We start from the raw sequence: 23,058 nt of genomic DNA, 5'->3' as shown, positions 1-23,058 counted from the left end.
CCCTTCTTATGACTTCTCCCCTGATTCCCTGGTTTCTCGCCCTTCTGCTGCTGGCCGCCTGCGTGGCGCTGCTGATTCTGCTGCTGCGCTACCGGGACCGCTCCGTCCGGCTTGAAGCGGAATCCCGCTCCTGGCAGGAACGGGCGGAGGATAGAACACAGATGCTCCACCGGGCGGAAGAGGTACTGAAGGATTCCTTCGCCGGCATTAGCGCGGAAGTCCTCCGGAATTCGGAAAAACAATTCCTGAACCTGGCGGAAACGCGGCTGCAAAGCCAGCGCCAGCAGGCCAACCATGACCTGGAATCCCGCAAACAGGCCATTGAGTCCATGCTGAAGCCGGTGAGCGAGTCACTGAAACTCGTGCAGTCCCGGCTGGGAGAGATGGAAAAGGAGCGCGTGGGCGCCTATACGGACCTGAAAACGCAAATCCGCTACATCCTTTCCGGGAATGAAGCCCTGAAGAATGAGACCGCCAGGCTTTCCCAGGCCCTGCACCACAACAGCTCGCGCGGCCAGTGGGGGGAACTCCAACTGCGCCGCGTGGTGGAGCTGGCCGGAATGGTGGAATACTGTGATTTCACGACGCAGGAGACCCGTTCCAGGGAAGAGGACCGGGTGCGCCCGGATATGGTCATCCACCTGCCGGGAGGCCGTTCCATCATCATTGACGCGAAGGCCCCCATGTCCTCCTACCTGAATGCCGGGCAGACGGACAGGCTGGAGGAGCGCAGCCAGTGGATGTCCCGCCACGCCGCGGACGTAAAAAGACACCTCCAGCAGCTGAGCGCCAAGAATTATTTTGCCCAGTTTTCCCCGTGCCCCGAATTCGTCATCATGTTCCTGCCGGGGGAAGCCTTTTTCCAGGCGGCCCTGGAAGCGGACCCCTCCCTGATTGAATTCGGCGCGGAGAACAAGGTGATCCTTTCCACGCCCTCCACCCTGATCGCCCTGCTGAAAGCCGTCGCCTACGGCTGGAAGCAGGAGCAACTGGCGGACAACGCCAAGAAAATCTCGGAAGCGGGGGCGGACCTGTTCAATACCTGCTCCATCCTCTCCGGCCATTTTTCCTCCCTGGGCAAGAGCCTGAACCAGGCAGTGACCCAGTATAACAAGACCGTTTCCTCCTTTGAGCACCGGTTCATTCCCCGGGCGCAGAAGTTGAAGAATCTGGGCGTCACTTCCACCAAGGACCTGCCCGGCTCTCTGGAAGACATCACCGTGCAGGCCAAATCCGCAGATATTCCGGACATTCCGTCCTAAACGCGCAGCAGCAACACGGCAGCCATGCCCGCGTCCGGTTCCGGGCCGGGAATGCCGCCAGCCCTTGCGTTCACTGAATTTCTTTGCATCCGCAGGATGCGCTGGTGTTCAAAAAAGCGTGTTCGCGACTCCCGCATTGTTTTGGATGCCGCAGGCCACGGGGCGCTCCAGTATCTTCAAGGGATCGTCCTGTGGGCGGAAACGGGAAACGGCAGGCTGTCTTCATCCCGCAGCCGGGCGGACAGTTCCGTTACAGAGGCGCACACCGGCACACGGAAGGCGTCCAGCGCGGCTCGGGAACTGTAGCCCCACCCTACCAGAACAAGCCGCGTTCCGGCGTTCACGGCCGTGTTGCCGTCGTGGGCTGAATCCCCCACCATGCACACCTGCTCCGGCTCCATTCCCCAGGAACGGACGATGGACAGCAGGGAATCAGGCTCCGGCTTGCGCTGAAAGCGTTCGGAAAAGCCCATCACCTCCCGGAAGGGCACCTCTGGCAGGATATGGCGCACCAGCGGTCCCGTGACCACATGAGGCTTGTTGGACAGAACGCCCAGGGGGTGGCCTGCAGCGGCCAGTTCCAGCAGCATTTCACGGATGCCTGGGTACGGCACCGTGCCGTCCTGCCAGGTATGGGGGTATTCCCGCATGAATTCCCGGTGCACCGCTTCAAAGGCTTCCTCCGGCACCTCTCCGTGGAAGCATCCCCTCAGGGAAGCCAGGCAGAGTTCCCGCGCGCCCCTGCCCACCATTCCCCGGATGGCATTCACGGAGTGCTCCGGATACCCCAGGGACTTCAAGGCCAAGTTCAGGCCGCAGGCGATGCCGGGAATGGAGTCCACCAGCGTTCCGTCCAGGTCAAAGACAAAACCTGTTTTCATGGCCTCAGTGGCAGAAGCCCCGTTCGGAAGTTTCCACGAACTTGACGATTCTTTTCAGACAGGCATTTTCCGCGTAGTCCGAGTTCCGGAGCTCTTCCAGCGCTTCATGAACGGTCAGCTTCTTGTTGACGAAAAGCTTTTTGTAGCACATGCGTACGGCCCGCAGGTCTTCCTCGGAAAATCCGCGCCTCTGCATGCCGATGGAGTTGACGGAGCGCGTCACGGCCGGATGGCCTTCCACAATGGTGTACGGCAGCACGTCCTGGCTCACGCGGGCCATCGCGCCCACCATGGAGTGCTCCCCGATGCTGACGAATTGGTGCACGGCGCAGCATCCCGCCAGAATGGCGTAATCCCCCACCGTAACGTGGCCGGCGGCAGTGGCGAAGCCGGAGAAAATCACATGATTGCCGATCTGGCAGTCATGCCCAGCGTGGCAGGACACCAGGAAGAGGTTGTTATTCCCTATCCGCGTCGTGCCGCCGATGTCCGTAGCCCGGTTGATGGTGGCGTTTTCACGGAAGACGTTGTTGTCCCCCACTTCCAGATAGGTCGGTTCCCCCTTGTATTTCAAATCCTGGCTTTTCAGGCCGAGGACGGAAAACGGAAAAAATTCGTTGCCGCTTCCGAAGGTGGAAGGTCCTTCAATGACCACGTGGCTGTGCAGCACGCAGCCCGGGCCCAGCTTTACATGTTCTCCGACAACGCAAAAGGGACCGATTTTAACATCATCCGCGATCTCCGCAGCAGGATGCACTACTGCCGTTGGGTGTATTTCTGGCATGGCTGGGACAAGTATGAAACAAATTCAGGTGATTAAAAGGCTAAATCCCGCGCGGCCGGTCTTTTTGTCACATTTGCCCGGAGGCGCCCATGTACGCCTCCATTTCCGGCAGCCAGGGAATCAGCAGCACGTACATGACCTGGAGGCACAGGATGACAAGCACCAGCGTCATCACCACCTTGCGGAGGGTGAGTGAGTCGTTCAGCACGTCCGTGGTGCCCAGCTTCCTGTCCCAGGGAGTGAAGCCGAAGCGGCGCACCCACCACCAGGAAAAGAACAGGGCCAGCAGCATCAGGGAGGGGGCAAAGCAGCCCAGCCCCAGCACCATGACGAACAGGGAGCGCCGGAACGCCGTGGAGAAGGAAAGGCGCTTCCCCCGGTAGTCCCTGACGGAGACGCCCAGCATGGCTTTCCCCGGAGTGGTGCCCAGCGTTCCCAGAAAGGCGGTTTCAATGAGCACCATCGGGAGACAGAGGTAAAGGAGGGCTTCATAGGAACCGGGAAGAAAATCGGGGCTGAAGGCCAGGCCGAAGATCCTGAGCACGGCCAGATACAGCGTCATGTGCATCATCACGTCCGCCATTCTTCCCAGAAAACGGACGTACGGGTAGGGAACTACCAGAGGCGTGCCTTCCTCCACAGCCGTTTCCTCTTCTTCCGGCAGGGAATCCGCGTCCGTGGTGCCGGCGGCGGCATCTTGCGCCGCTTCATCCTCCGGCACATCTTCCTCCACATTACGCCGTTCTTCCTCTTCCTTGCGAACGGCGAACATTTCCTTCAGCGCCGGCAGGTCATGGATGCGCACCCATTCCGCGCATCCGGCATGCCACGCCCGGGCGGTTTCCGGAATGAGGCCAGCCTCCAGCATGGAGATTACCTCCACCTCCGGCAGGGGGCCCTTTTTTTCATGATCCTGAATCCAGTAAATATCCATGGGCGGTTTCCTGTTACATGCTGCGCAGGGAGCGGGCCGGGTCCTGGCGCGCCGTGATCAGGGCCGGAATGATGGAGGCCACCACGACCATGACGAAGGCTTTCACCGCCTGCCACGCCAGCTCCGCCCAGTCAATCACCACCGGGATGTTCGCCGTGCCGTGGAAAGCCACGGGGAACGGGTCAAAGCCTATTCCCGCCAGAAAGCCCTGGATCTGCATGCGGTATTCCAGCACCAGCAGTCCCAGGCCCACGCCCAGGAGAGCTCCCACAAAGCCGATGATGACCCCCTGCCACAAGAAAACGCGCACCACCTGGAACGGCGTGGCGCCCAGGGCCTTCATCACGGCGATTTCCTTTTTCCTCTGGATGGAAACGGTAAACATCACCGCCATAATGCAGAAGGCGGAAATCAGGGAGATGAAGGAGAGCACAAAGCTCATCATCATGCGCTCCTTCTGCATGAGTTCAAACCACGCGTTAAAGCGGTCATGCCAGGTTTCCAGCGTCCACGCGGAAGAGGGCTTTTCCTTTTCCAGAGCCTGCATCACGGGGGACAGCATCGTTTCCACATGGTAGGGGTCGTTCACGCGCAGGGCCACGGCCTGCACCACGTCATCTTCATAACCCAGCAATTCCTGGCCGATGACCAGCGGAATGAAGAGATCCGGGCTGGGCGTATGCTGGGAGGCCCGGTAAATGCCGATCACCTCCAGATCCTTCGGCATGACCAGCTCCCTGATCTTGCGGAAGCATTCCATGTCCGCCTCATTCCTCTGCCCCGCCTTGAAGCCGCCCAGAATGGTTTCCCATTCCTTCCGCGTGCCTTCCGGGAAGGTCACCCTGCCGTTGTCCACGGCTTCCCCGTCATTCAGCACGGCAAGCAAATCCATCAGGCTGGAGCGCTCCGCATCCCTGCGGGGGACGGACAGCAGCCCGTTGAGCAGGGTGAATACCTTGTCCACGGAGGCCTTGCCGGCCGTTTCACGCTCTCCCTCCCTTTTCAGGGACTTGCCCCACTCCTTCAAATCATTGAGTTCCCGGGCGTTCTTTTCCGCCAGCATCGGCAGTTCCGTCTGCTGGTAGGCGTGGGAAATTTCCTGGAAATTGCGGGTAGTGTACACCCGGACCACATCCCCCACGTTCAGCCCCATGTTCTCCGCCACGATGGAGGAAACCACAGCCTTTTCCCCCATGTCCAGCTCCGCATTGCCGGCCACCACCAGGTGCTTCAAATCTTCCAGCTGGGCGGCGTTTTCCGTATCGATGGCCCGGAAAAAGCAGGGCCTCTGCCGTCCCTGCACGTCTACCAGCGCGTAGTCTTCTATCAGGGCATACGTGGACTGGACTCCGGGAACGTGCTTGAGCTTCTCGCTCAATTCCATCCAGTCCGGAATCACCTCCCTCACGCCGAAGTCATTCCGGTAGCACACCTGGACGTGCGGGGAGTGCGCAAACAGGTTCCCCTGGATTTCCTTCTGGAGGCCGCCCATGACGGACAGCACGACGATAAGCACCATCACCCCCAGCGATACGCCCAGCAGGCAGATCAGGGTAATGATGGAAAAGAAAGTCCGCAGCGGGTTCAAATACCGCAGCGCCAGGCTCAGGCTGATGTACCGGCTCAATAGGTTCTTCATGAATAACGCGGCACACCTTGCCTGATAGCGGCCCCCTTTCCAAGCTTAAAACATGTTCCGGGGAAGGCCGTCCGCTACTTGGCGGCGGCGGCCTGCCATTCCGTGCACAGCCAGCGGGCCATGGAGGCGATCACCTTCTCGCAGGCGGGAGCGAAATCCTTTGAATCCATGACGAACACGGAGACCGCCATTTTCCGCCCATTGGGAAGAACGATGATGCCGACGTCATTGACGGCGGTGATCACGCCCTCCGGAGTGGTGAAGCCCGATCCGGTCTTGTGCGCCACCACATAATCCTGCGGCAACTTCCCTTTCAGGCGCGTAGTCCCCGTAGCGCAGCCGGCCATCATGTCCCAGAGAAGCCGCTGCGTGTCCTTGTTCAGTATCTTACCCTCGTCAAACGCGCGCAGCAGGGCATTCATGGCTGACGGACGGCTCGAGTTGGCGTACTGCAATTCATGATTCCGCAGCATCTCGTCTTCCGTAAACCGGACGTTGATGCCGCTGATGCCCCATTCCTTCAAATCCTTCTGCACGGTCTCCGTCCCGCCGATGAGGGCAAACAGGAGGTCGCACGTGTTGTTGTCGCTCTCCTGAACGGTCACGCGCAGCAGTTCCTTTAAAGAAAAATCACCGCCCTGCGGAAAGCGCTCCCGCAGGGGACTCCACGTGTCTTTTACCAACTGCTCCGGGCGTATATGGATGATCTGTTCCAGATTCAGGGCTCCCTGGTCCACCCGCTTGAGCACGGACAGGGCCAGCACGAATTTGAAGACGCTCTGCATGGGATAGGCAGTCTCATCACCTACCGCCACGGCCTCCCCCGTGTCCAGCATCACTGCGGCCATGCCCACACGGGCTTTCAGGGAATGAGCCAGCTTCTGCACAGCGGCGGAATCAGCCGCGGGAGACGCGGCCACCACGGGCATAACACCCAGAGAAAGAGCGCAGGAGCACACCATGCAGCCACGCAGAAAAGAACCGGTGAAAGTCATGGGCGCCATTCCATACCACGCCCGCAAAAACCGCAACAGCAATCCATGCACTTCCCCCCTTTTTTCCGTCATCCGCAAGCCGGGCAGAAGCCTTGCCACACGCCTCCCTTCCTGATAAGAAGGGAGGCATGCCACCCGTCCTTTCAGAAACCCTCGTCTGGTGCGTCACCCTGCTGCTGTTCGGCATGGGGCTGATCGGCACGCTTATTCCCATGCTCCCCGGCATCATTATCATTGCGGCAGGGTGCATCTGGCAGGGAGTGATGGGCAGCAGGCACCTGGCGTGGTGGGAATGGACCGTCCTGGCGCTGATGGTTGCGGGCGGCCTGGTCATTGACAAGCTCTCCGGAGGCATGGGGGCCAAAAAATTCGGCAGCACCGCCGCCGGCATCTGGGGAGCCATCATCGGCGCCGTGGTGGGCGGCATCCTTTTCACCCCCATCGTGGGCCTTCTGTTCATGCCGTTCCTGGGAGCGCTGCTGGCGGAACTCATCTTTGCCAGAAAAGACATCATGGCCGCCTTCAAGGCAGGCTCCGGCGCGGCGCTGGGAATGCTCACCGGGCTGCTGCTGGAATTCACCTGCGGCCTGCTCATCATCGCCTGGTTCTGCTCCTGCTACTTCCTGTTTTGACGCAAAAAACAGGCCGCGGCGCTGCCTTGCGAAAGCTTCCGGCAGAAAAAACAGACGCTTTTTCTTCCGCTGAAAAAAAACCATTTCCCTAACGTATTCCCTTAAAGACCACTCTACGTACTTATCCGGGCGAGTTGCCGCGGACTTTCATTTCCCCCATTTTTCCGGCTTATGGATGCACCTATTCTGATACCCGTCGCCATGATGGCAGGCTTCATCATTCTTGGAGTCATTCTTTCCATGGGAAAATGCTCCTTCCTCATCGCAGGCTACAATATGATGAGCAAGGAGCAGAAGAAGCAGTACGATGAACGCGCGCTGTGCCGGTTCATGGGAAAGCTCATGTACTGCCTGGCCTTCGCCATGCTGCTGTGGCTCATCAGCATCATCCTCCAGAATTCCGTGCTCCTGTCCGTCTCCCTGTGCCTTCTGGTGGGCAGCATAGCGTTTGCAGTCATTTATGCCGGTACCGGAAGCCGGTTTAAAAAATAGCGGCTTTTTACATCAACCTCCTCTTTTACGGGACACCCATCCTCTCTCATGACTGTCTCTACAACCTTGAAATATTTCTTCCTCCCCTGCCTTCTTGCGGCGGCCGTCCCTCTCCGGGCCGCTCCCGCCCCCATGCAGGCCACTTCCACCGAACCTGCACGGATCTGGACGGATGGCTACGGCACGGGCAACGGAAGGCTGGGCATTCTTTCTTTTGGCGTTTTTCCGAAGGAAATCGTCGTTTTCAATGAAGGAAGCATCTTCGCGAAGAAGAATTTCCAGATGAAGGAAGGCGCCGCGGAGGCCCTGGACAAGGCGCGCGAACTTTGCAAGGAAGGAAAATACCGGAGCGCGGACCAGGTGTTCCGGAAGGATATCCTTCCCCCCGGCAGCATCGCGGGGGATTACCAGCAGGGAGGTCTCCTCCAGGTGGAATTCCAGGGGCTTCCCGCCGCTGCCTCCTACCGGCGCACGCTGGACATGCAGCGGGGCAAGGCTTCCTCCCGCGTTCAATTCGGCACGGGAGAATTGTCCACGGAAATCCTGGCGGCTCCGTCCAGCGATTGCGCCGCTTACCGCATCACCTGCACCCTTCCGGCCGGGTGCCGCGTTGCGCTGGACTTGCAGCATCCGGACCCGTCCGCCCGGATTGACGCACGGCCCGATGGCTGGGTCCTGACGGGACAGGGAAGCAACGGGGGCACCCGGTTTGAAAACAGGGTGGTCATCCTGGCTCCCGGCGCCGCCATATCCCGCAAGGGGAAAACGGTCGTTCTGGATTCCGCGCGGGAAGTGCTGGTGCTTTCCTCCACCTCCACGGATTACAATATCCGGAAGCCGGAAGAGCCCCTGACCCATTCCCTGGCAGACAAGAACAGGCAAATTCTGGCGAAGGCACAGAAAAAAGGCTGGAAAAAACTGGCGGCGGAAACGGAAGATTATTTTTCCCGTCTCATGATGCGCTGCCAGGTGGACCTGGGGGATTCCCCTCCCGAGGTTTCCGCCATGACCACCCCTGAGCGGCTGGAACGGGTCAAACAAGGGGAAAAGGATCCGGACCTTCTGGAACAGCTTTTCCAGTTCGGCCGCTTTTGCACGATTGTCCACACCAGGCCGGGGCAGCTTCCCTGCGGCTTGCAGGGATTGTGGAATCCGGAGCTGCGGGCGGCGTGGATGGGCTGCTATTTCCTGAACATCAACAGCCAGATGAACCAGTGGCCCTCCTATGCCACCGGCCTGGGGGAATTCCAGCAGCCCTATCTTGAATTCGTCCGCAGCCTGCGCCCTCATGGAGAGGAATTTGCGCGCTTCATCAAACGGGACGGATTCTGCTTCGGCCATTACACGGATTGCTGGAAGCGCACCTATTTTTCAGGAAATAACCCGGAATGGGGGGCCAGCCTCATGAACGGGGCGTGGGCGTGCGCCCACCTGGTGGACAGCTACCGCTTCACCGGAGACAGGGAAGACCTGAAGAAGTCCCTGCCCATTCTGGAATCCAACGCGCGTTTCATCATGTCCTGGTTTGAGGAGGACGACCAGGGGCATTACCTTTCCGGGCCCGGCGTCTCCCCGGAAACCGGATTTTACGCGCCGGACGGCACAGGTCCCAACGTGCTTTCCTACGTTTCCAACGGGACTTCTCATGACCAGCTTCTGGGCAGGGAGTCCCTCCGCAATTACATTTACGCCTGCGGAGAGCTGGGCATACGGACGCCTACTCTGGTCAAAGCCGTTCAATTCCTCAAAAAGATTCCCCAGCCTGCCATTGGCTCCGACGGGAGGGTGCTGGAATGGAGGCAGCCTTTTGAAGAAATGCAGAAGGGCCATCGCCATATCAGCCATCTTTACGGCTTGTTTCCCGGCACGGAATGGGACGTGCTCAATACGCCTGAATATGCCGCCGCCGTGCGCAAGTCCGCCGATTTCCGGCGCAAGTACGCGGACAAGGGGAACAACGGCATCAGGACCGGCTGGAGCACCGCATGGCTCATCAACCTTTATGCCGCCCTTGGCGACGGAAACGCCGCGGAGGACAGGATGTACGCCATGCTGAGGCATTACATCAATTCCAACCTTTTCGACCTGCATCCCCCGTTCCAGATCGACGGCAACTTCGGCTTTGCCTCCGGCGTGGCCCAGTGCCTGATTCAGAGCCAGATCACGCAGGACGGCTTCCAGGTTATCCTGCTGGCTCCGGCCCTGGCGGACGATTGGAAGAAGGGTTCCGCCACGGGGCTGCGCACCCGGGGAGGGCTGAAGGTGGACCTGTCCTGGCAAAACGGCAGGGTGCAGGCCACAGCCACCACCACCCGTCCCGGCAGGTTCCGGTTCATGCACCAGGGCAGGAAAAAGGATCTGGCCATGAAAAAGGGGGAAACGGCGCGGCTTGATTTTCCGCCGCTTCCCCACTAGCATTCCTTCCTCTCCCCACCCTCCAACTCCCCCATGAATGTCTCATCCAGAACTCTCAAGTACGGGCTGCTCACCGCGGCGGCCTGCGTCGCCCTCGGCTCCTGCTCCAAGCTTTTTTCCCCCTGCGGAAGCGGAGAAATTCCGGACACGGACCAGACGGAAACACTCCTGAAAGCACACGTGTTCCATCTGGCGGATTCCATCGGGGAACGCAACGTCTACAAACCCGGCACCATGGAGCGATCCGCCCGCTACATTGAAAAAACCCTGGCGGACATGGGCTATGCCGTCACGCGCCAGGCCGTGAACATTCCGCCCTCCGGGGAATTCGGCGCCGTGAAGGACAGGACGGCGTACAACCTCATCGCCACCAAAAAGGGAACATCCCTCCGCCCCAGAATGCTCATCGTAGGCGCGCATTACGATACCAAGGTAGGCATGGACAACTGGCACGACCACGGTCCCGCCAGACCCGCCCGTACCGGAACGCCGGGCGCCAATGACAACGCTTCCGGCGTGGCCGCCCTGCTGGAAACGGCGCGCGCCCTGACGGCCACTCCCACCCTGCACGACGTGTGCCTGGTGGCTTATGCCAATGAAGAGCCGCCCTTTTACCAGACGCCCTCCATGGGCAGCGTGGTGCACGCCAAATCCGTCGCCCGCCATCCGGGCAAGGACAGAATCATCGGCATGATTGCCCTGGAAACGCTGGGCTGCTATTCCCCGCGGGTGAACAAAAAACGCCAGTCAGCCGTGGTTGCCGGATTGGCCGGGCTGCCGGACCGCTGCGACTACGTGGCCTTCATGTCCACCAACACGGGCCGCAAGCTGGCCCGCTCCTGCGCGGAGGAATTTGCCGCTTTGAGCCGCTTTCCGGTCCGTTCCGCCGTGTTCCCGTATTACACCCGCGGCGTTTCCTGGTCCGACGACTGGGGATACATGAAGGAGGGCATTCCCTCCTTTGCCGCCACGGACACGGCCTTCCTCCGCTGCGACGACTACCATGAAACCAGCGACACGGCTGAAAAGCTGGATTATCCCCAGTTTGCGGAAGTGGTGCAGGGCCTTTCCCAACTCGTCATCTCACTCGCCAATAAACCATGAGCATGAAGCTTGCCTTCCTCCTTCCCGCCCTTTTCCTGGCCTTCCCTCACGGCCACGCCGGAGCCGCGCCGTTTGAACCGTCCGTGCTGGAGGCCCTCCAGCCGCCCGCGGAACACGGAGCCTTTCATTCCGGGTGGATTTCCCTGGGGCTCAAGGCGGCGCCCCTGAAGGAAAAACAAGTATCCCCCGGACATATTACGGACGTGGGGGAAGCGCAGATGCAGCTCTACTTTCCCGCCGGATGGAAGCCGCAGGACAGGCGCGCGGCCCTGTGCATTTTTCCGGGCGGGGGCTATGCCATCCAGGCCATTGAAAAGGAAGGCGGCCATATCGCTCGCTGGGCGGCGGAGCACGGCATGGTGGGCGTCGTCGTGAAGTACCGCATTTCCGAGAGCAATGATGCCGTCGGCAGGTTTCCCGGCCCTCTGCTGGACGCCCGGCAGGCTCTGCGCGTAACGCGCCGGCATGCCTCCGCGCTGGGGGTTGACCCGCACCGCATCGGCGTCATGGGCTTTTCCGCAGGCGGCCATCTGGCTGCCATGGCTTCCACGCTCTGGAACCGCCCCCTGCCGGAAGAAGCGGAAAACCCGCTGAAAAGCGTTTCCGCCCGGCCGGATTTCTCCCTGCTTATCTACCCCGTCATCACCATGGACCCCAAAACCACCCACGGGGGCACCCGCAGCAGGATTCTGGGGCCTGGGCCTGCCCCCGGCGCGGATCTGGCGGAGCTGTGTTCCGCGGAACGGCAGGTGACGCCGCAGACGCCGCCCGTGTTCCTCGTCCACGCGCTGGACGACGGCGTAGCCAGCGCCAACAGCAGGCTGATGGAACAGGCCTGCCGGGAAAAGGGCGTTCCCTCCAGCCTGCATTTTTATCCCTCCGGAGGGCATGGGTACGGCATGGAGAAGCGCGGCCAGCCCACGGACAAATGGCCGGAAGCCGCGGAACAATGGCTCGCGGAACGGGGAATTCTCCCCTCCCCGGCTCCTGCCTGCGGGGATGCGCCTTCCGGTGCGGGCGCCCCCCCGGAACACGGCGGGAATGAATGCGCTAGGCCCTGATTTGTGCCGCACCGCAGGGTTGACCGGAAACGGGCCCGGTGCTACCTTTTTCGGGCATGAGTGCGCCCGAAAAGAATTATAAAGACACCATCCTGTTGCCGGAGACCGGCTTCCCCATGAGAGGGGACCTGACGAAAAACGAACCAGTACGCCTGAAAAAGTGGGAAGACACCGGGCTGTACGAACGAATTTTGTCCCGCAGGATAGAACAGGGCGCACCCCGTTTCCTCCTTCACGACGGCCCCCCCTTTGCCAACGGAGACGTGCACATGGGCACCGCCCTGAACAAGATTCTCAAGGACCTCGTCCTGAAGTCCAAGACCATGGCCGGCTACGCCGCCCCCTACGTTCCGGGCTGGGACTGCCACGGCCTCCCCATCGAATTCAAGGTGGTGCAGAAGGCCCGTGACCTGGACGCGGCTGAAATCCGCCGCCGCTGCGCGGAATTTGCCGAAGGCTTCATTGACATCCAACGGACTTCCTTCCGCCGCCTGGGCGTTTTCGGTGACTGGGAGCATCCCTACCTGACCATGAAGCCGGCGTATGAAGCCAACATTCTGCGTGTGTTCGCCAAGCTGGTGGAAGACGGCGCGGTCTACCAGAGCCGCAAGCCCGTCCAGTGGTCCTACGGGGCCTATACCGCGCTGGCGGAAGCGGAAATCGACTACAAGGAGAAGATCAGCTCCTCCGTGTTCGTGCGCTTCCCTCTGCTGGACAATCCCCTGGACCTGAAGACCTCCATGGTGATCTGGACCACTACCCCGTGGACATTGCCTGCCAACGTGGGCATCGCCCTGCATCCGCGCTTCACGTATGTGGCCGGCAAGTTCATGAAGGACGGCCAGACGGAAACCCTCATCATCCTGAAAGACCTGCTGGACGCCTTCGCGCAGAAGACGGGCTGGGCCCTGGCGGAAACCATCCGCGAGTTCAAGGGCGCCGAGCTGGAAAACTGCGAGGCCCGGCACCCCTTCCTTCCCCGCACGTCAAAAATCATCCTGGCGGACTTCGTGACCACGGACACCGGCACCGGCGCCGTGCACATCGCTCCCGGCCACGGGGCGGACGACTACAACGTAGGCCGCCTATACGGACTGCCCGTCCTTTCCCCCGTGGACGACGACGGCAAGTACACGGAAGAAGTGGGCGTTCCCTCCCTGGTGGGCAAGCACGTCTTTGACGCCAACAAGGACATCATCTCCATGCTGGAGAAGGACGACAACCTTTTCGGCGTGGAGGAATACCGCCACCAGTACCCGCACTGCTGGCGTTCCAAGACGCCCATCATCTTCCGCGCCGTGGAGCAGTTCTTCATCTCCATGGACAGGCTGCGACCGCAGGCCCTGGAAGAAATAGACAAGGTGCAGTGGCTGCCCGCCTGGGGCCGCAACCGCATTTACGGCACCGTGGAGGCGCGCCCGGACTGGTGCATCTCCCGCCAGCGCACCTGGGGCGTGCCCCTGCCCGTCTTCTTTGACGAAGACGGAAAGGCCGTTCTGGACGCCGCCCTGGTCCGCAAGATCGCGGATATGGTGGAGGCCCACGGCTCCAACATCTGGTTTGAGCTTTCCGATGAAGACCTGTGCGAACGCCTCGGCCTGCCGAAGACCTGGAAGAAGGGCAAGGATACGCTGGACGTCTGGATCGATTCCGGCTGTTCCCACATGGCCGTCATGGACGCCCGCCCCGGGCTGGACGCCCCGGCGGACCTGTACCTGGAAGCCACGGACCAGCACCGCGGCTGGTTCCAGAGTTCCCTGATGCTTTCCGTCGCCTGGCGCGGCAAGGCCCCGTACAAGGCCGTGATGACCCACGGCTTCGTGGTGGACAAGGACACCGGGAAAAAGACCTCCAAGTCCGACGCCAAGAGCGGCAAGCCCATTGACGCCGCCTACTACTACGACAAGTACGGCGCGGACATCGTGCGCCTGTGGGCCGCCTCCGTGGACTGGCAGAATGAAGTCCCCTTCGGGGAAGACCTCTTCAAGCAGGTCACGGAGCCCTACCGACGGCTGCGCAACACCCTGCGCATCCTGCTGGGCAACATCAGCGGGTTTGACTTCGCCACGCAGGCGGTCGCCCCGGAACACATGCCCATCCTGGACCGCTGGATTCTGGAACGCCTGAACGCCGTCATCAAGGAAACGCTGAAAGCCTATGAAGCCTATGACTTCCGCAAGGCGTTCAGCGTCATCAACCAGTTCTGCACCAGCGACCTTTCCGCCCTGTACGTGGACACCACGAAGGACCGCCTGTACTGCGACGACGTCACCTCCGTGCGCCGCCGCGCCACCCAGACGGCCATGACCATCGTCTTCAAGGCCCTGTGCCGCCTGCTGGCCCCTATCCTGGTCTTCACGGCGGATGAAGCCTGGGAATACGCCGGGTATGAAGGCAGCGTGCACGAGCAGGACTTCCCCGCGCCGATGCCGGAGTACGACACCCAGGAGGCTTCCTCCGCCATTTCCCGCCTCCAGGAAATCAAGTCCGTCATCCAGGTAGCCATTGAAGAGCAGGTGAAAGCCAAGGCGTTCTCCAAGAACAATGAGGCCTCCATCACCCTCACCGTTCCCACGAATGAAAGCGAGGACGTGGTGGCGCTGCTGGAAGACCGCGCCTTTGCCACGGAATTCTTCATCATTGCAGACCTGGACGTGAAGAGCGGTCCGGAGCTGGCGGCCACCGCCGCCAAAACGGAACACGCCATGTGCCCGCGCTGCCGCCGGTATGAACCCGCGGCGGACGGCAGCGACGTGTGCGAACGCTGCTCGGAAGTCCTTTCCTGAACTGAAACCATTCCCCGATCTTTTATGGATACCCAGACGGAAAAGGAACCCGGCCCCCATAAGAAAACGCCTCCCGGTTGGCTCTGGTGGAGCCTGCTGGGCGTAGGGCTGTATGTACTGGACCAGGCAAGCAAGCTGTGGATCGTCCACCGCTTCCCGCTGAACTACCTGAACGAGAAAGTCCACAAGTACGCCTACCTGCCGGACTTTCCGGGCTTCCACCACGTCAATGCGGACGGCACGCTGGACTTCGCCACGAACGGGCACATACCGGCGGCGGACATGGCGCAGTTCCAGGACCTGAACCCGAACACGGTGGACGCCCTGAACAGGCTGAGGGAGCTGGAACCCATTTCCTTCCTGGACGGAACGATGAACATCACCCGCGTGCACAACACGGGCGTGGCCTTCGGGCTGGGCAACGGAACGGCATGGTCCAGCTACCTGTTCCTGGCGATTCCCGTGCTCGCCATCGTGGCCCTGGTCGTGCTCTACCGGAAAAACTTCTTCCATACGGTATGGCTCAAGCTGGCCTATGTGCTGCTGCTGGCCGGGGTGGCGGGCAACCTGACGGACCGCCTGATGCAGGGCTTCCTGATTCCCTACGAACAGCCGCACGGCTTCTTCACGAAGCTCATGAACGGCTACGTGGTGGACTTCATTGACGTCACCATTCCCCTCTTCAACTACCGCTGGCCCGCCTTCAACGTGGCGGATTCCTGCATCTTCGTGGCGGCGATCATCTTCTTCATCGCCAGCATCTTCTCCGCCAGGAAGAAAGAGGAAAAACCATCCTGAAACGACCATGACCATCCGGACCATTATTCTGTCAGGACTGCTGCTGTGCGGGGGCCTCGCCTCCGGCAAAAACGAACTGTCCTTCAAGGAAACGGTGGTTCCGGTAAAGGTGGCTCCGGACCAGGACAGCATCACGGCCTCCTTCCCCTTCACCAATACCTCCGGCGTTCCCGTCACGATCAGCAAAATCCATGTCTCCTGCGACTGCACCACTGCCGGGGCGAAGGATAACAAGCTGACGTACGCTCCGGGGGAATCCGGCGTTATCAGCGCCGTGATGAAGACCGGCAACTTTTCCGGCACCGTGGACAAGGACATGACGGTGCACGCCAACGGCTCCGCCTACAAGCTGGTGATACGCGCGCAAATCCCGGACATCATCCGGATGGAACCCCGCAAGCTGGAATGGACCAGGGGAGAAGCCCCTGCCCCCAAGACCATTAAAATCACCATCTCCAAGGAACTGCCCGTCAACCTGACCACGGTGGACCTGACCGGGGACGCCTTTGACTATGAGCCCGTGACCGTGAAGAAAGGCAGGGAATACAAAATCATCGTCACTCCCAGATCCACGGCCAAGCCGGCCTTCAACACCATCTGGGTGCGCACGGATTCCACCGTGCCGCGCTACAAGCGCCAGATGGGGTTCCTGACCATCAAGGAAAACTGACCTTCCCCACATGAGAGACGCCCTTTCCACCGCCCTGAAGCTCCTGCTGGCCGTATTCCTGCTGGCCGTGGGCATCGCCGCGCTGGACCTGCGCGTCATCCAGCCGTTCCGCACGCCGCCCTGCAATCCGGAGACGCTGGAGGAGGGGCACGTGTGCCTGGCCCAGGTGCTGAAGGAATGGCCGGGAAAAATCATCTGGATAGACGCCAGAAAGCAGGACGACTTTGAACGCCACACTATCACGCAGGCCCCCGTCTACCCCATCCGTCCGGCGGACGCCAATTACCAGGAACTCCTGGCCAACGCCATGGAAGCCCTGATGACGGCGGAAGACAAGGGCTGCTGCATCGTCATCTTTTGCAGCAGGGACTGCACCTCCAGCGCAGCCGTAGCCAATGAACTGAAAAAGCCGGAATACGGCATCCGCGCGCCCATCTTCATTCTGGAAGGGGGCTGGGACGAATTGCGCAAAGAACCCTCACTCGTACCATAGCCATGCTTGACACAGCAACCATCCGCCCGCAGTTTCCCATCCTGGAAACCAGCGTGCACGGCAAACCGCTCATTTACCTGGACAATGCGGCCACCACGCAGAAGCCCCTGGCCGTCCTGGATGCCACCCGGAATTATTATGAAACGCAGAACGCCAACGTGCACCGCGGCTCCCACTACCTGAGCCAGCTTGCCACGGAGGCGCATGAAGAGTCGCGGGAAACGGTGGCCCGGTTCATCAACGCGCCGGAAACGGCGGAAGTCCTGTTCACCTCCGGCTGCACCATGGGCATCAACCTGGCGGCAGACACCATCGCCAGGTCCGGAATGGTCAAGCCGGGGGACGAAGTTATCCTGACCGCCTGTGAGCACCACTCCAACATCGTCCCCTGGCAGATGCTCTGCGAACGCACGGGCGCGATCCTCAAGGTAGTCCCGCTGACTCCGGGCCAGACGCTGGACATGGAGGCCTACCGGAACCTGCTTTCCCCCCGCACCCGCATCGTGGCCGTGGGCCACGTCTCCAACACGCTCGGAACAATCAATCCCGTGCAGGAGATCACCGCGCTTGCCAGGGAAAACAGGCCGGACACCATTGTGCTGATTGACGGCGCCCAGGCCGTCTCCCACATGAACGTGGACGTTCAGGAACTGGGATGCGACCTGTACGCCTTTTCCGGCCACAAGCTGTACGCTCCCACCGGCATCGGCGCGCTGTGGGGAAAAAGGGAGCTGCTGGAAAAGCTGCCGCCGTGGATGGGCGGCGGGGAGATGATCAAGGAAGTCACCTTTGAAAAAACCGTCTACAACGACATCCCTTTCAAATATGAGGCTGGGACGCCCAACATTGGCGGAGCGGTAGGTCTGGCGGCGGCCATCCGCTACGTCTCCGGACTGGGGCTGGACAACATCGCCGCCCATGAACAGAAACTGACGGACATGGCCGTGGAAGGCCTCAAGGCCATGCCGCGCCTGACCGTGCTGGCCCCGGACGTGCCGCACAGCGCCGTGGTCTCCGTCCTGGCGGAAGGCATCCACCATTACGACCTGGGCACCCTGCTGGACCAGATGGGCATTGCCGTGCGCACTGGGCACCATTGCTGCCAGCCTCTCATGTGCGCCCTGGGAACCACGGGAACCACCCGCGCCTCCTTTGCCCTGTACAATACGGAAGAGGAAGTTCAGACCTTCCTCAAGTCCATGAACCGGGCTCTGGACATGCTCTCCTGACCTCTCCGCCCCCTTCTCTCCTTGTTCATCATGAAAACGGCTTCCGCCCTTCTTCTAGGCCTTCTCATGGGCCTTTCCGGCTGTTCCCTGCACCACCAGCAGCAGGAAAGGGCGTACGCCCATTACCAGGATGACGCCGCAGCCATCCGGGAAGCCCAGGCCGCATGGCTCATCCTCTCCTCTCCCCGCCGCAGCAGGGAATGGCCGGAAGCCAGAAAAAAATACAACGCATGCATCCGGAAGCTGGCCTCCCACCTGAAAGAGGCCAAACGGGAGGGCGGCATGAATGAGAAGAAGCGTCAAAGCCTCCCCTTCATCATTGAAAAATCTCCTTACGCCAAGGACAGCAACCCCTGGTTCTACGAGGCCATCTTCATGTCCGACGAAGTGGACCCCACCTTCCGCCTGCGGGAAAGCGTAACCGTGGAGGGAATGGGCATTCCCCTGGCGGGCCTGGCGCCCCAGGGCGTCTCCCGGCCCCATGCCAACGTGCTCAAGGACAACGGGAACGTGCACACGCTGACGGCCATCCTGGACTTTGACCGCATGGTGGACGGGAAGCCCACCCTCCGCACCATTCCCCGTCTGATGAATGAGCACGTCTTCATCGGCAAAAACAAGGTGCGTCAGCCCCTGGCGGCCAACTTCTCCGTTCCCATCGCCCTTTTCTGGAAGCTTTCCGACGCGGACGGAACGGAACTGCTGGGCGCGTTCCGTCCCAAAAAGGCCATCAATACGATGGGGCTTTATTTTTCCGAACCCTATGACCCCCGGAAAATTCCCGTGGTCTTCACCCACGGCCTGATGTCCGGCCCCGCCACCTTTGCCAACCTGACCAACCGCCTTCTGGTGGATCCCGTCATCCGGGAAAACTACCAGTTCTGGTTCTTCGGCTATCCGTCCGGCCTGGCCTGGACCATTCCGGCCAGCAGGCAGCGGAAGGCCCTGGAGGAACTCATGCAGGAATACAATCCCCGCGGCGACTCCACGGAAATGAACAACATCGTCATGGTGGGGCACTCCATGGGCGGCCTCATCACCCGCTTCAACAACTCCACCAAGCCCTGGACGCTGATGAAGGGCCTCTTTGAGCTTCCCCCGGAAACCTTTGCAGACATGACGCTGGAGAACTGGAAAACCGGGCTGGAACCCCTGCACTGTGACGAGCCCATGCTTGAACAGCTCCAGAACAATTTTATCTTCTCCCCCGCCAGGGGCGTCACGCGCATCGTGTACATGGCCACCCCGCACCGCGGCTCCACCTTTGCGGACAACTGGATAGGGCGGCTGGGCCAGCGCCTGATCGATCTCCCGGCGGACATGCTGGAGGAAGTCACCCGCATCGCCACCCTCAGCCGCGGCATGTTCCTGCTCAATCCCCTGCAGCTGAAGGACGAACTCACCAGCATCCGCCAGCTTTCCCCGAACTCCTCCCTGGTCAAGTACATGTCGGAGTTGCGCGGGGACCCGAACGTTCCCGTCCATTCCATCATCGGGGACAGGGGCAGGAACGATACGCCCCACTCCTCCGACGGCGTGGTCAAGTACCGCTCCTCCCATCTGGACTGGAGCGCCAGTGAAAAAATCGTCCCGTCCGGGCACAGCGTGCAGGATGACCCGGCCGCCGCCGTGGAACTGCGGCGCATCCTCCGGGAACACCTGATGAAGGTCAAGGGGCGCCAGACGCTGGAGGAAGCGGACGCACGGGCCGCCACCCCGGTGTGGCAGACCAACCCCGCCCCGCCCATCATCCTTAAAAGGCCGTAATGCAGGAATGCGGCTCCCCGCCGGGCCTCTGGAAATACCCCGCTCTTTCGCATGCATGATTTCCTGTCCCAGCTCCTGTCATCCATCATGGTTGACTGGACCGCGTTCAAAGCGAAAAAGGAAGAACGGTTCCTGAGTAAAAAGGAGGTTCGGGCAATCGTGGACAAACACAAACTCCCCGCTGAATTTGCCGGTTCGGCCTTCCGGCTTCTGCCCCTCCTGTTTTAACCGGACGGCAGGCAAAAAGGCCGAACGAAGAGGAAACAACCCTTCCTGAAAACGGAGGGGGCATCCGCCTTTTCCAACAAACTTCCCCGTCAGGAAAAACCATTGCGCCAGCGGAAGGAACAGGCCCGTCAACCGTATGGATACGGAAAGAACGGCCCCTCGGGACGCCTTCTTCAAAGGAGAGCGTCCACCCCGCCCGGAAAAGGCCGTTCCGGCCCGGCACGAGCGGTTTCCGTTCAGCGTCAGGACATCCCGCCAGCAAAATATGCCCGCTTATAGAGTTGCTTCCGGCAAGGATTTTAAGGTAGACTGTTTGCCGATACTATTCCACCTCCCTTTTCCATGCCTGCCGACGATTCCCTTTCCATGGACCAGATTTCCGCCCTCTTCCCCCAGCTGGAAAACATCCAGCTTGTCGGGGCCAAAGGCCCCCAGCAAATTTTCACCGCCACCCTGAAATCCAATTTCGCTCCCGTCATGCTGCGGGTGGTCCCCACGGAGGAAGCCGGAGTCTTCGGCTGGAATCCGGAATTCATCGTCCGCTCCCTCACCATTGTGGAACAGGCGCACCAGGGCCTTCTGCGCGTTTACGAAGTGGGACAGGCAGGACCGTTCACCTTCATCATTTCCGAACACTCCCCCTATCCGCGCCTGGCGGACCTGGAAACCCTCCCCCAGATATCCCCCCAGGCGGCGCTCAACCTGGTGCGGAACATGGCGGAAGGCCTGCTGACGCTGCACCGGAAAAACATCTTTCACGGCGGCATCACGCCCAAGCTGATTTCCCTGCGCGCGGACGGCGGAGACGCCCTGCTGCTGCCCATCAACATTTATCCCGCGCAGCCCCCGGTAGACATGGGGGACTTCGCCTCTCCGGAATGGGTCACCGGGGCGGAAGCCGCCTTCACGCCGGGCATGGACATTTACGCCCTGGGGCTGACGCTCTACATCCTGCTGACCCGCAAGACGCCGATGGAAGCGGGCTTCGCCATGCCCTCCACCCTGATCAAGTGCAGCGACGCCGTGGACGCCGTGCTCTCCCGGGCCATCAATCCGGACACCCGCGAACGCTACCGGAACCTGGGGGACTTTATCACGGACCTGGACAAGGCCATCGCCAGCCCCACGGGAAGAAACGCGGCAGCCATTCCTCCCCGGCCGTCCTCAACGCCCGTCCCCGCCATGAATATGCAGAAAGGGCAGACCAATGTTTACTACTACCTTATCCCGGCCCTGATCGTGGGCATTGTGCTGACCTACACCTGCATCCTGTACAAGAAGGACGTCGTCAGAATGCGCAATGACTACAACGAACAGGTGCAGAAGGAAAACAACGCGAAGGCGGATGCGGCGAGAAAAGCGAACAGGGAAGCGCGCCGCCATGCTCCGGCAACACCTGCGCCCTCTGCCCCGGCCGTCGCGGAAAACACCACTCCGGCCCCTGCGGTTCCCGCACCTGCCCCGCTCCCGCATCCGGAACCCGTGCCTGCAGCTCCCAAACCCTCCGCCGAACCCGGCAAAGTCAACTGGAGCCTTCAGCCCGGCGTCAAGGTGCGCCAGAGCTCCAACCGCAACATGCTGGGCGCCTACGGTCCGGAAAAGGCCGTGGACGGCAATACCAGCTCCGAGCTTTCCGACGTTTCCATCAGCGCCACCGGCGTGGCGGAAGGAAAAACCGCCTGGTTCGGCATCGACTTCGGCAAGGAGACCAACCGCACCATAGAAAAAGTGGTTATTTACACGCCAGCCAACCTGACTCTGCTGGGCACCATGGAGGAATTCAAGGTGATTCTGTACGACAATGACAAGAACGTGCTGGCGGAAAAAACCTTCAACACCACACCCTCGGAAAAATCCACCAACGTCACCACCTGGAAGCTGGAAGCTCCGGTCAAGGCGCGCGCCCTGCGCGTGGAATCCACCGATCCGGCCCATCCGCTGGCGCTGACGGAAGTGGAGGCATACGGCCCGGAAGAAGCGGCGGAAACACCGGCCCCCGCACCTGCGGAAGAATAATGCCTGCGGAAGCGTTTTCAGCCGGAATTCCGCCCCTCCGGAAGCTCGGCGTCCTCTTGTTCCTCCTGTGCCTGTTTGCCCTGGCGCTGGCCGGGGGCACCTTCTATCTGCTTTTCCACGATCTTCCCCTGATTCAGCAAGCCATCTCGGAAACGCTGGCTCAAACCATGAAGGAACTCCAGGAAGGGGACCGCGCCTCCCTTTCCCTCTCCCTTGCCAGGGCGGATGCAGGCTCCGCCGCTCCGTTGACGCTGGACGGCGGCCTGTTTTACCTGTCCATGGCCGGGCTGGTGGTCTGCTGGCTGATGCTGGTTTACCGGCTGGCGCAGAATGCGGAAACGGTGAAGAAGGGAGCCATGCGCGCCTCTCCCCTGCTCTGCGTCCTTTCCTTCTTCCTCCCCGTGGGCAATATCTGGATGCCCCTTCAAGCCATGCTGGACGTCAACAAGGCCCTCTCCTTCCCCGGCCCTTCACGCGGAAAAGGCTGGATATGGCTGGCCTGGGCCGTCAGCGTGCCGGGTTCCCTGCTCATCTTCCTGTATACGCTGTTCCAGCCCCTGTTCCATTTCTCGGAGACGCTCCGGGCATGGGCGGAAGAAAGCCCGGAAAACGTGCTTGCGCTGGACCGGGAGCTGGAAGCCCTGCTGAACGGCATGGTGCGCCCCGTCATCATGTACAACGGAACGGCCTTCCTGGTGAGCCTGGCAAGTTCCGTGCTGATGATGCTCCACTTCTATTTCCTGCAAAAGAGGCTGGCCAACCGCCTGCCTTCCTGATTAGCTCCCTCCCCCCGGCAAAGCCCCGCCGGAAGGAACGGAAAAGCCGGAGGACTTGTTCCATCCCGTTCCTTTTTCTTGCCGGCTTTCTTTCAG

General features: G+C 61.0%; 20 protein-coding genes. 15 read left to right on the top strand and 5 right to left on the bottom strand.

Translation table 11 applies throughout. From position 1 onward, the window contains the following. The first annotated feature begins 8 nt into the window (after window positions 1-8). Entirely contained in the window at window positions 9-1,262 is a 1,254-nt protein-coding gene (locus QSJ36_RS12540; protein ID WP_285468764.1) for a DNA recombination protein RmuC, read from the top strand. A gap of 176 nt (window positions 1,263-1,438) precedes the next feature. Here the strand turns inward: QSJ36_RS12540 and QSJ36_RS12535 are convergent, their stop codons facing one another. The 5 genes from QSJ36_RS12535 to bla all read right to left on the bottom strand — a co-directional run bounded on the left by QSJ36_RS12535 (window position 1,439) and on the right by bla (window position 6,495). After that, a complete protein-coding gene (locus tag QSJ36_RS12535) occupies window positions 1,439-2,143 on the bottom strand; it encodes an HAD-IA family hydrolase (RefSeq protein ID WP_285468763.1) in 705 nt (234 codons plus the stop codon). Window positions 2,144-2,147: 4 nt separating this feature from the next. Then, entirely contained in the window at window positions 2,148-2,927 is a 780-nt protein-coding gene (lpxA, locus tag QSJ36_RS12530; RefSeq protein ID WP_102730681.1) for an acyl-ACP--UDP-N-acetylglucosamine O-acyltransferase, read from the bottom strand. Between the two features lie 67 nt (window positions 2,928-2,994). Then, on the bottom strand, window positions 2,995-3,861 hold the full coding sequence (locus QSJ36_RS12525; protein ID WP_102721027.1) for an RDD family protein: 867 nt from the start codon (window positions 3,859-3,861) through the stop codon (window positions 2,995-2,997). Between the two features lie 13 nt (window positions 3,862-3,874). Continuing rightward, window positions 3,875-5,500, bottom strand: coding sequence for an FtsX-like permease family protein (locus tag QSJ36_RS12520; RefSeq protein WP_285468762.1), 1,626 nt, complete (start codon window positions 5,498-5,500; stop codon window positions 3,875-3,877). Window positions 5,501-5,574: 74 nt separating this feature from the next. Further along, window positions 5,575-6,495: a class A beta-lactamase gene (gene bla, locus QSJ36_RS12515; protein WP_253232381.1), complete on the bottom strand. Its 921-nt coding sequence runs from the start codon at window positions 6,493-6,495 to the stop codon at window positions 5,575-5,577. A 128-nt stretch (window positions 6,496-6,623) separates the two neighbouring features. Here bla and QSJ36_RS12510 point away from each other — a divergent pair, with 128 nt between their 5' ends. From QSJ36_RS12510 to QSJ36_RS12445, 14 genes are all read left to right on the top strand, one after another. Then, window positions 6,624-7,127 (top strand): DUF456 domain-containing protein, encoded by a 504-nt coding sequence (locus QSJ36_RS12510; protein WP_022395939.1) that lies wholly within the window; start codon window positions 6,624-6,626, stop codon window positions 7,125-7,127. A 171-nt stretch (window positions 7,128-7,298) separates the two neighbouring features. After that, window positions 7,299-7,619, top strand: coding sequence for a DUF3784 domain-containing protein (locus QSJ36_RS12505; protein ID WP_022395940.1), 321 nt, complete (start codon window positions 7,299-7,301; stop codon window positions 7,617-7,619). Window positions 7,620-7,667: 48 nt separating this feature from the next. Further along, window positions 7,668-10,034, top strand: coding sequence for a glycoside hydrolase N-terminal domain-containing protein (locus QSJ36_RS12500; RefSeq protein WP_253232380.1), 2,367 nt, complete (start codon window positions 7,668-7,670; stop codon window positions 10,032-10,034). Between the two features lie 33 nt (window positions 10,035-10,067). Continuing rightward, window positions 10,068-11,138 carry a M20/M25/M40 family metallo-hydrolase gene (locus QSJ36_RS12495; RefSeq protein WP_102721032.1) on the top strand — a complete coding sequence of 357 codons (1,071 nt, stop codon included), beginning with the start codon at window positions 10,068-10,070 and terminating at the stop codon, window positions 11,136-11,138. Further along, window positions 11,135-12,199 carry an alpha/beta hydrolase gene (locus tag QSJ36_RS12490; protein ID WP_285468761.1) on the top strand — a complete coding sequence of 355 codons (1,065 nt, stop codon included), beginning with the start codon at window positions 11,135-11,137 and terminating at the stop codon, window positions 12,197-12,199. The genes QSJ36_RS12495 and QSJ36_RS12490 overlap by 4 nt, the downstream gene beginning before the upstream one ends. Window positions 12,200-12,255: 56 nt before the next feature. Next, window positions 12,256-14,985 (top strand): isoleucine--tRNA ligase, encoded by a 2,730-nt coding sequence (gene ileS / locus QSJ36_RS12485; protein WP_285468760.1) that lies wholly within the window; start codon window positions 12,256-12,258, stop codon window positions 14,983-14,985. 24 nt (window positions 14,986-15,009) lie between these two features. Continuing rightward, window positions 15,010-15,783: a signal peptidase II gene (locus QSJ36_RS12480; protein WP_102721035.1), complete on the top strand. Its 774-nt coding sequence runs from the start codon at window positions 15,010-15,012 to the stop codon at window positions 15,781-15,783. Between the two features lie 7 nt (window positions 15,784-15,790). After that, the gene (locus QSJ36_RS12475) at window positions 15,791-16,453 is read left to right on the top strand and encodes a DUF1573 domain-containing protein (protein ID WP_022395946.1); all 663 of its coding nucleotides are present in this window, start codon (window positions 15,791-15,793) and stop codon (window positions 16,451-16,453) included. A gap of 10 nt (window positions 16,454-16,463) precedes the next feature. Further along, complete coding sequence (locus tag QSJ36_RS12470; RefSeq protein WP_285468759.1) at window positions 16,464-16,946, top strand: rhodanese-like domain-containing protein; 483 nt, start codon at window positions 16,464-16,466, stop codon at window positions 16,944-16,946. Window positions 16,947-16,948: 2 nt separating this feature from the next. Continuing rightward, the gene (locus QSJ36_RS12465; RefSeq protein WP_285468758.1) at window positions 16,949-18,175 is read left to right on the top strand and encodes a cysteine desulfurase; all 1,227 of its coding nucleotides are present in this window, start codon (window positions 16,949-16,951) and stop codon (window positions 18,173-18,175) included. A gap of 30 nt (window positions 18,176-18,205) precedes the next feature. Further along, window positions 18,206-19,942 (top strand): alpha/beta hydrolase, encoded by a 1,737-nt coding sequence (locus tag QSJ36_RS12460; RefSeq protein WP_285468757.1) that lies wholly within the window; start codon window positions 18,206-18,208, stop codon window positions 19,940-19,942. An 87-nt stretch (window positions 19,943-20,029) separates the two neighbouring features. Then, entirely contained in the window at window positions 20,030-20,170 is a 141-nt protein-coding gene (locus QSJ36_RS12455; protein ID WP_215443813.1) for a hypothetical protein, read from the top strand. Between the two features lie 342 nt (window positions 20,171-20,512). Further along, window positions 20,513-22,186 (top strand): discoidin domain-containing protein, encoded by a 1,674-nt coding sequence (locus QSJ36_RS12450; RefSeq protein ID WP_285468756.1) that lies wholly within the window; start codon window positions 20,513-20,515, stop codon window positions 22,184-22,186. Continuing rightward, window positions 22,186-22,962: a DUF4328 domain-containing protein gene (locus tag QSJ36_RS12445; protein WP_285468755.1), complete on the top strand. Its 777-nt coding sequence runs from the start codon at window positions 22,186-22,188 to the stop codon at window positions 22,960-22,962. The genes QSJ36_RS12450 and QSJ36_RS12445 overlap by 1 nt, the downstream gene beginning before the upstream one ends. Window positions 22,963-23,058 lie beyond the last annotated feature (96 nt).

Source organism: Akkermansia sp. NBRC 115031, assembly GCF_030268505.1.
Classification (GTDB): domain Bacteria; phylum Verrucomicrobiota; class Verrucomicrobiia; order Verrucomicrobiales; family Akkermansiaceae; genus Akkermansia; species Akkermansia massiliensis.
The sequence above is the reverse complement of the archived record's forward strand: the minus strand, read 5'-3'. Positions and strand labels throughout refer to the sequence as shown.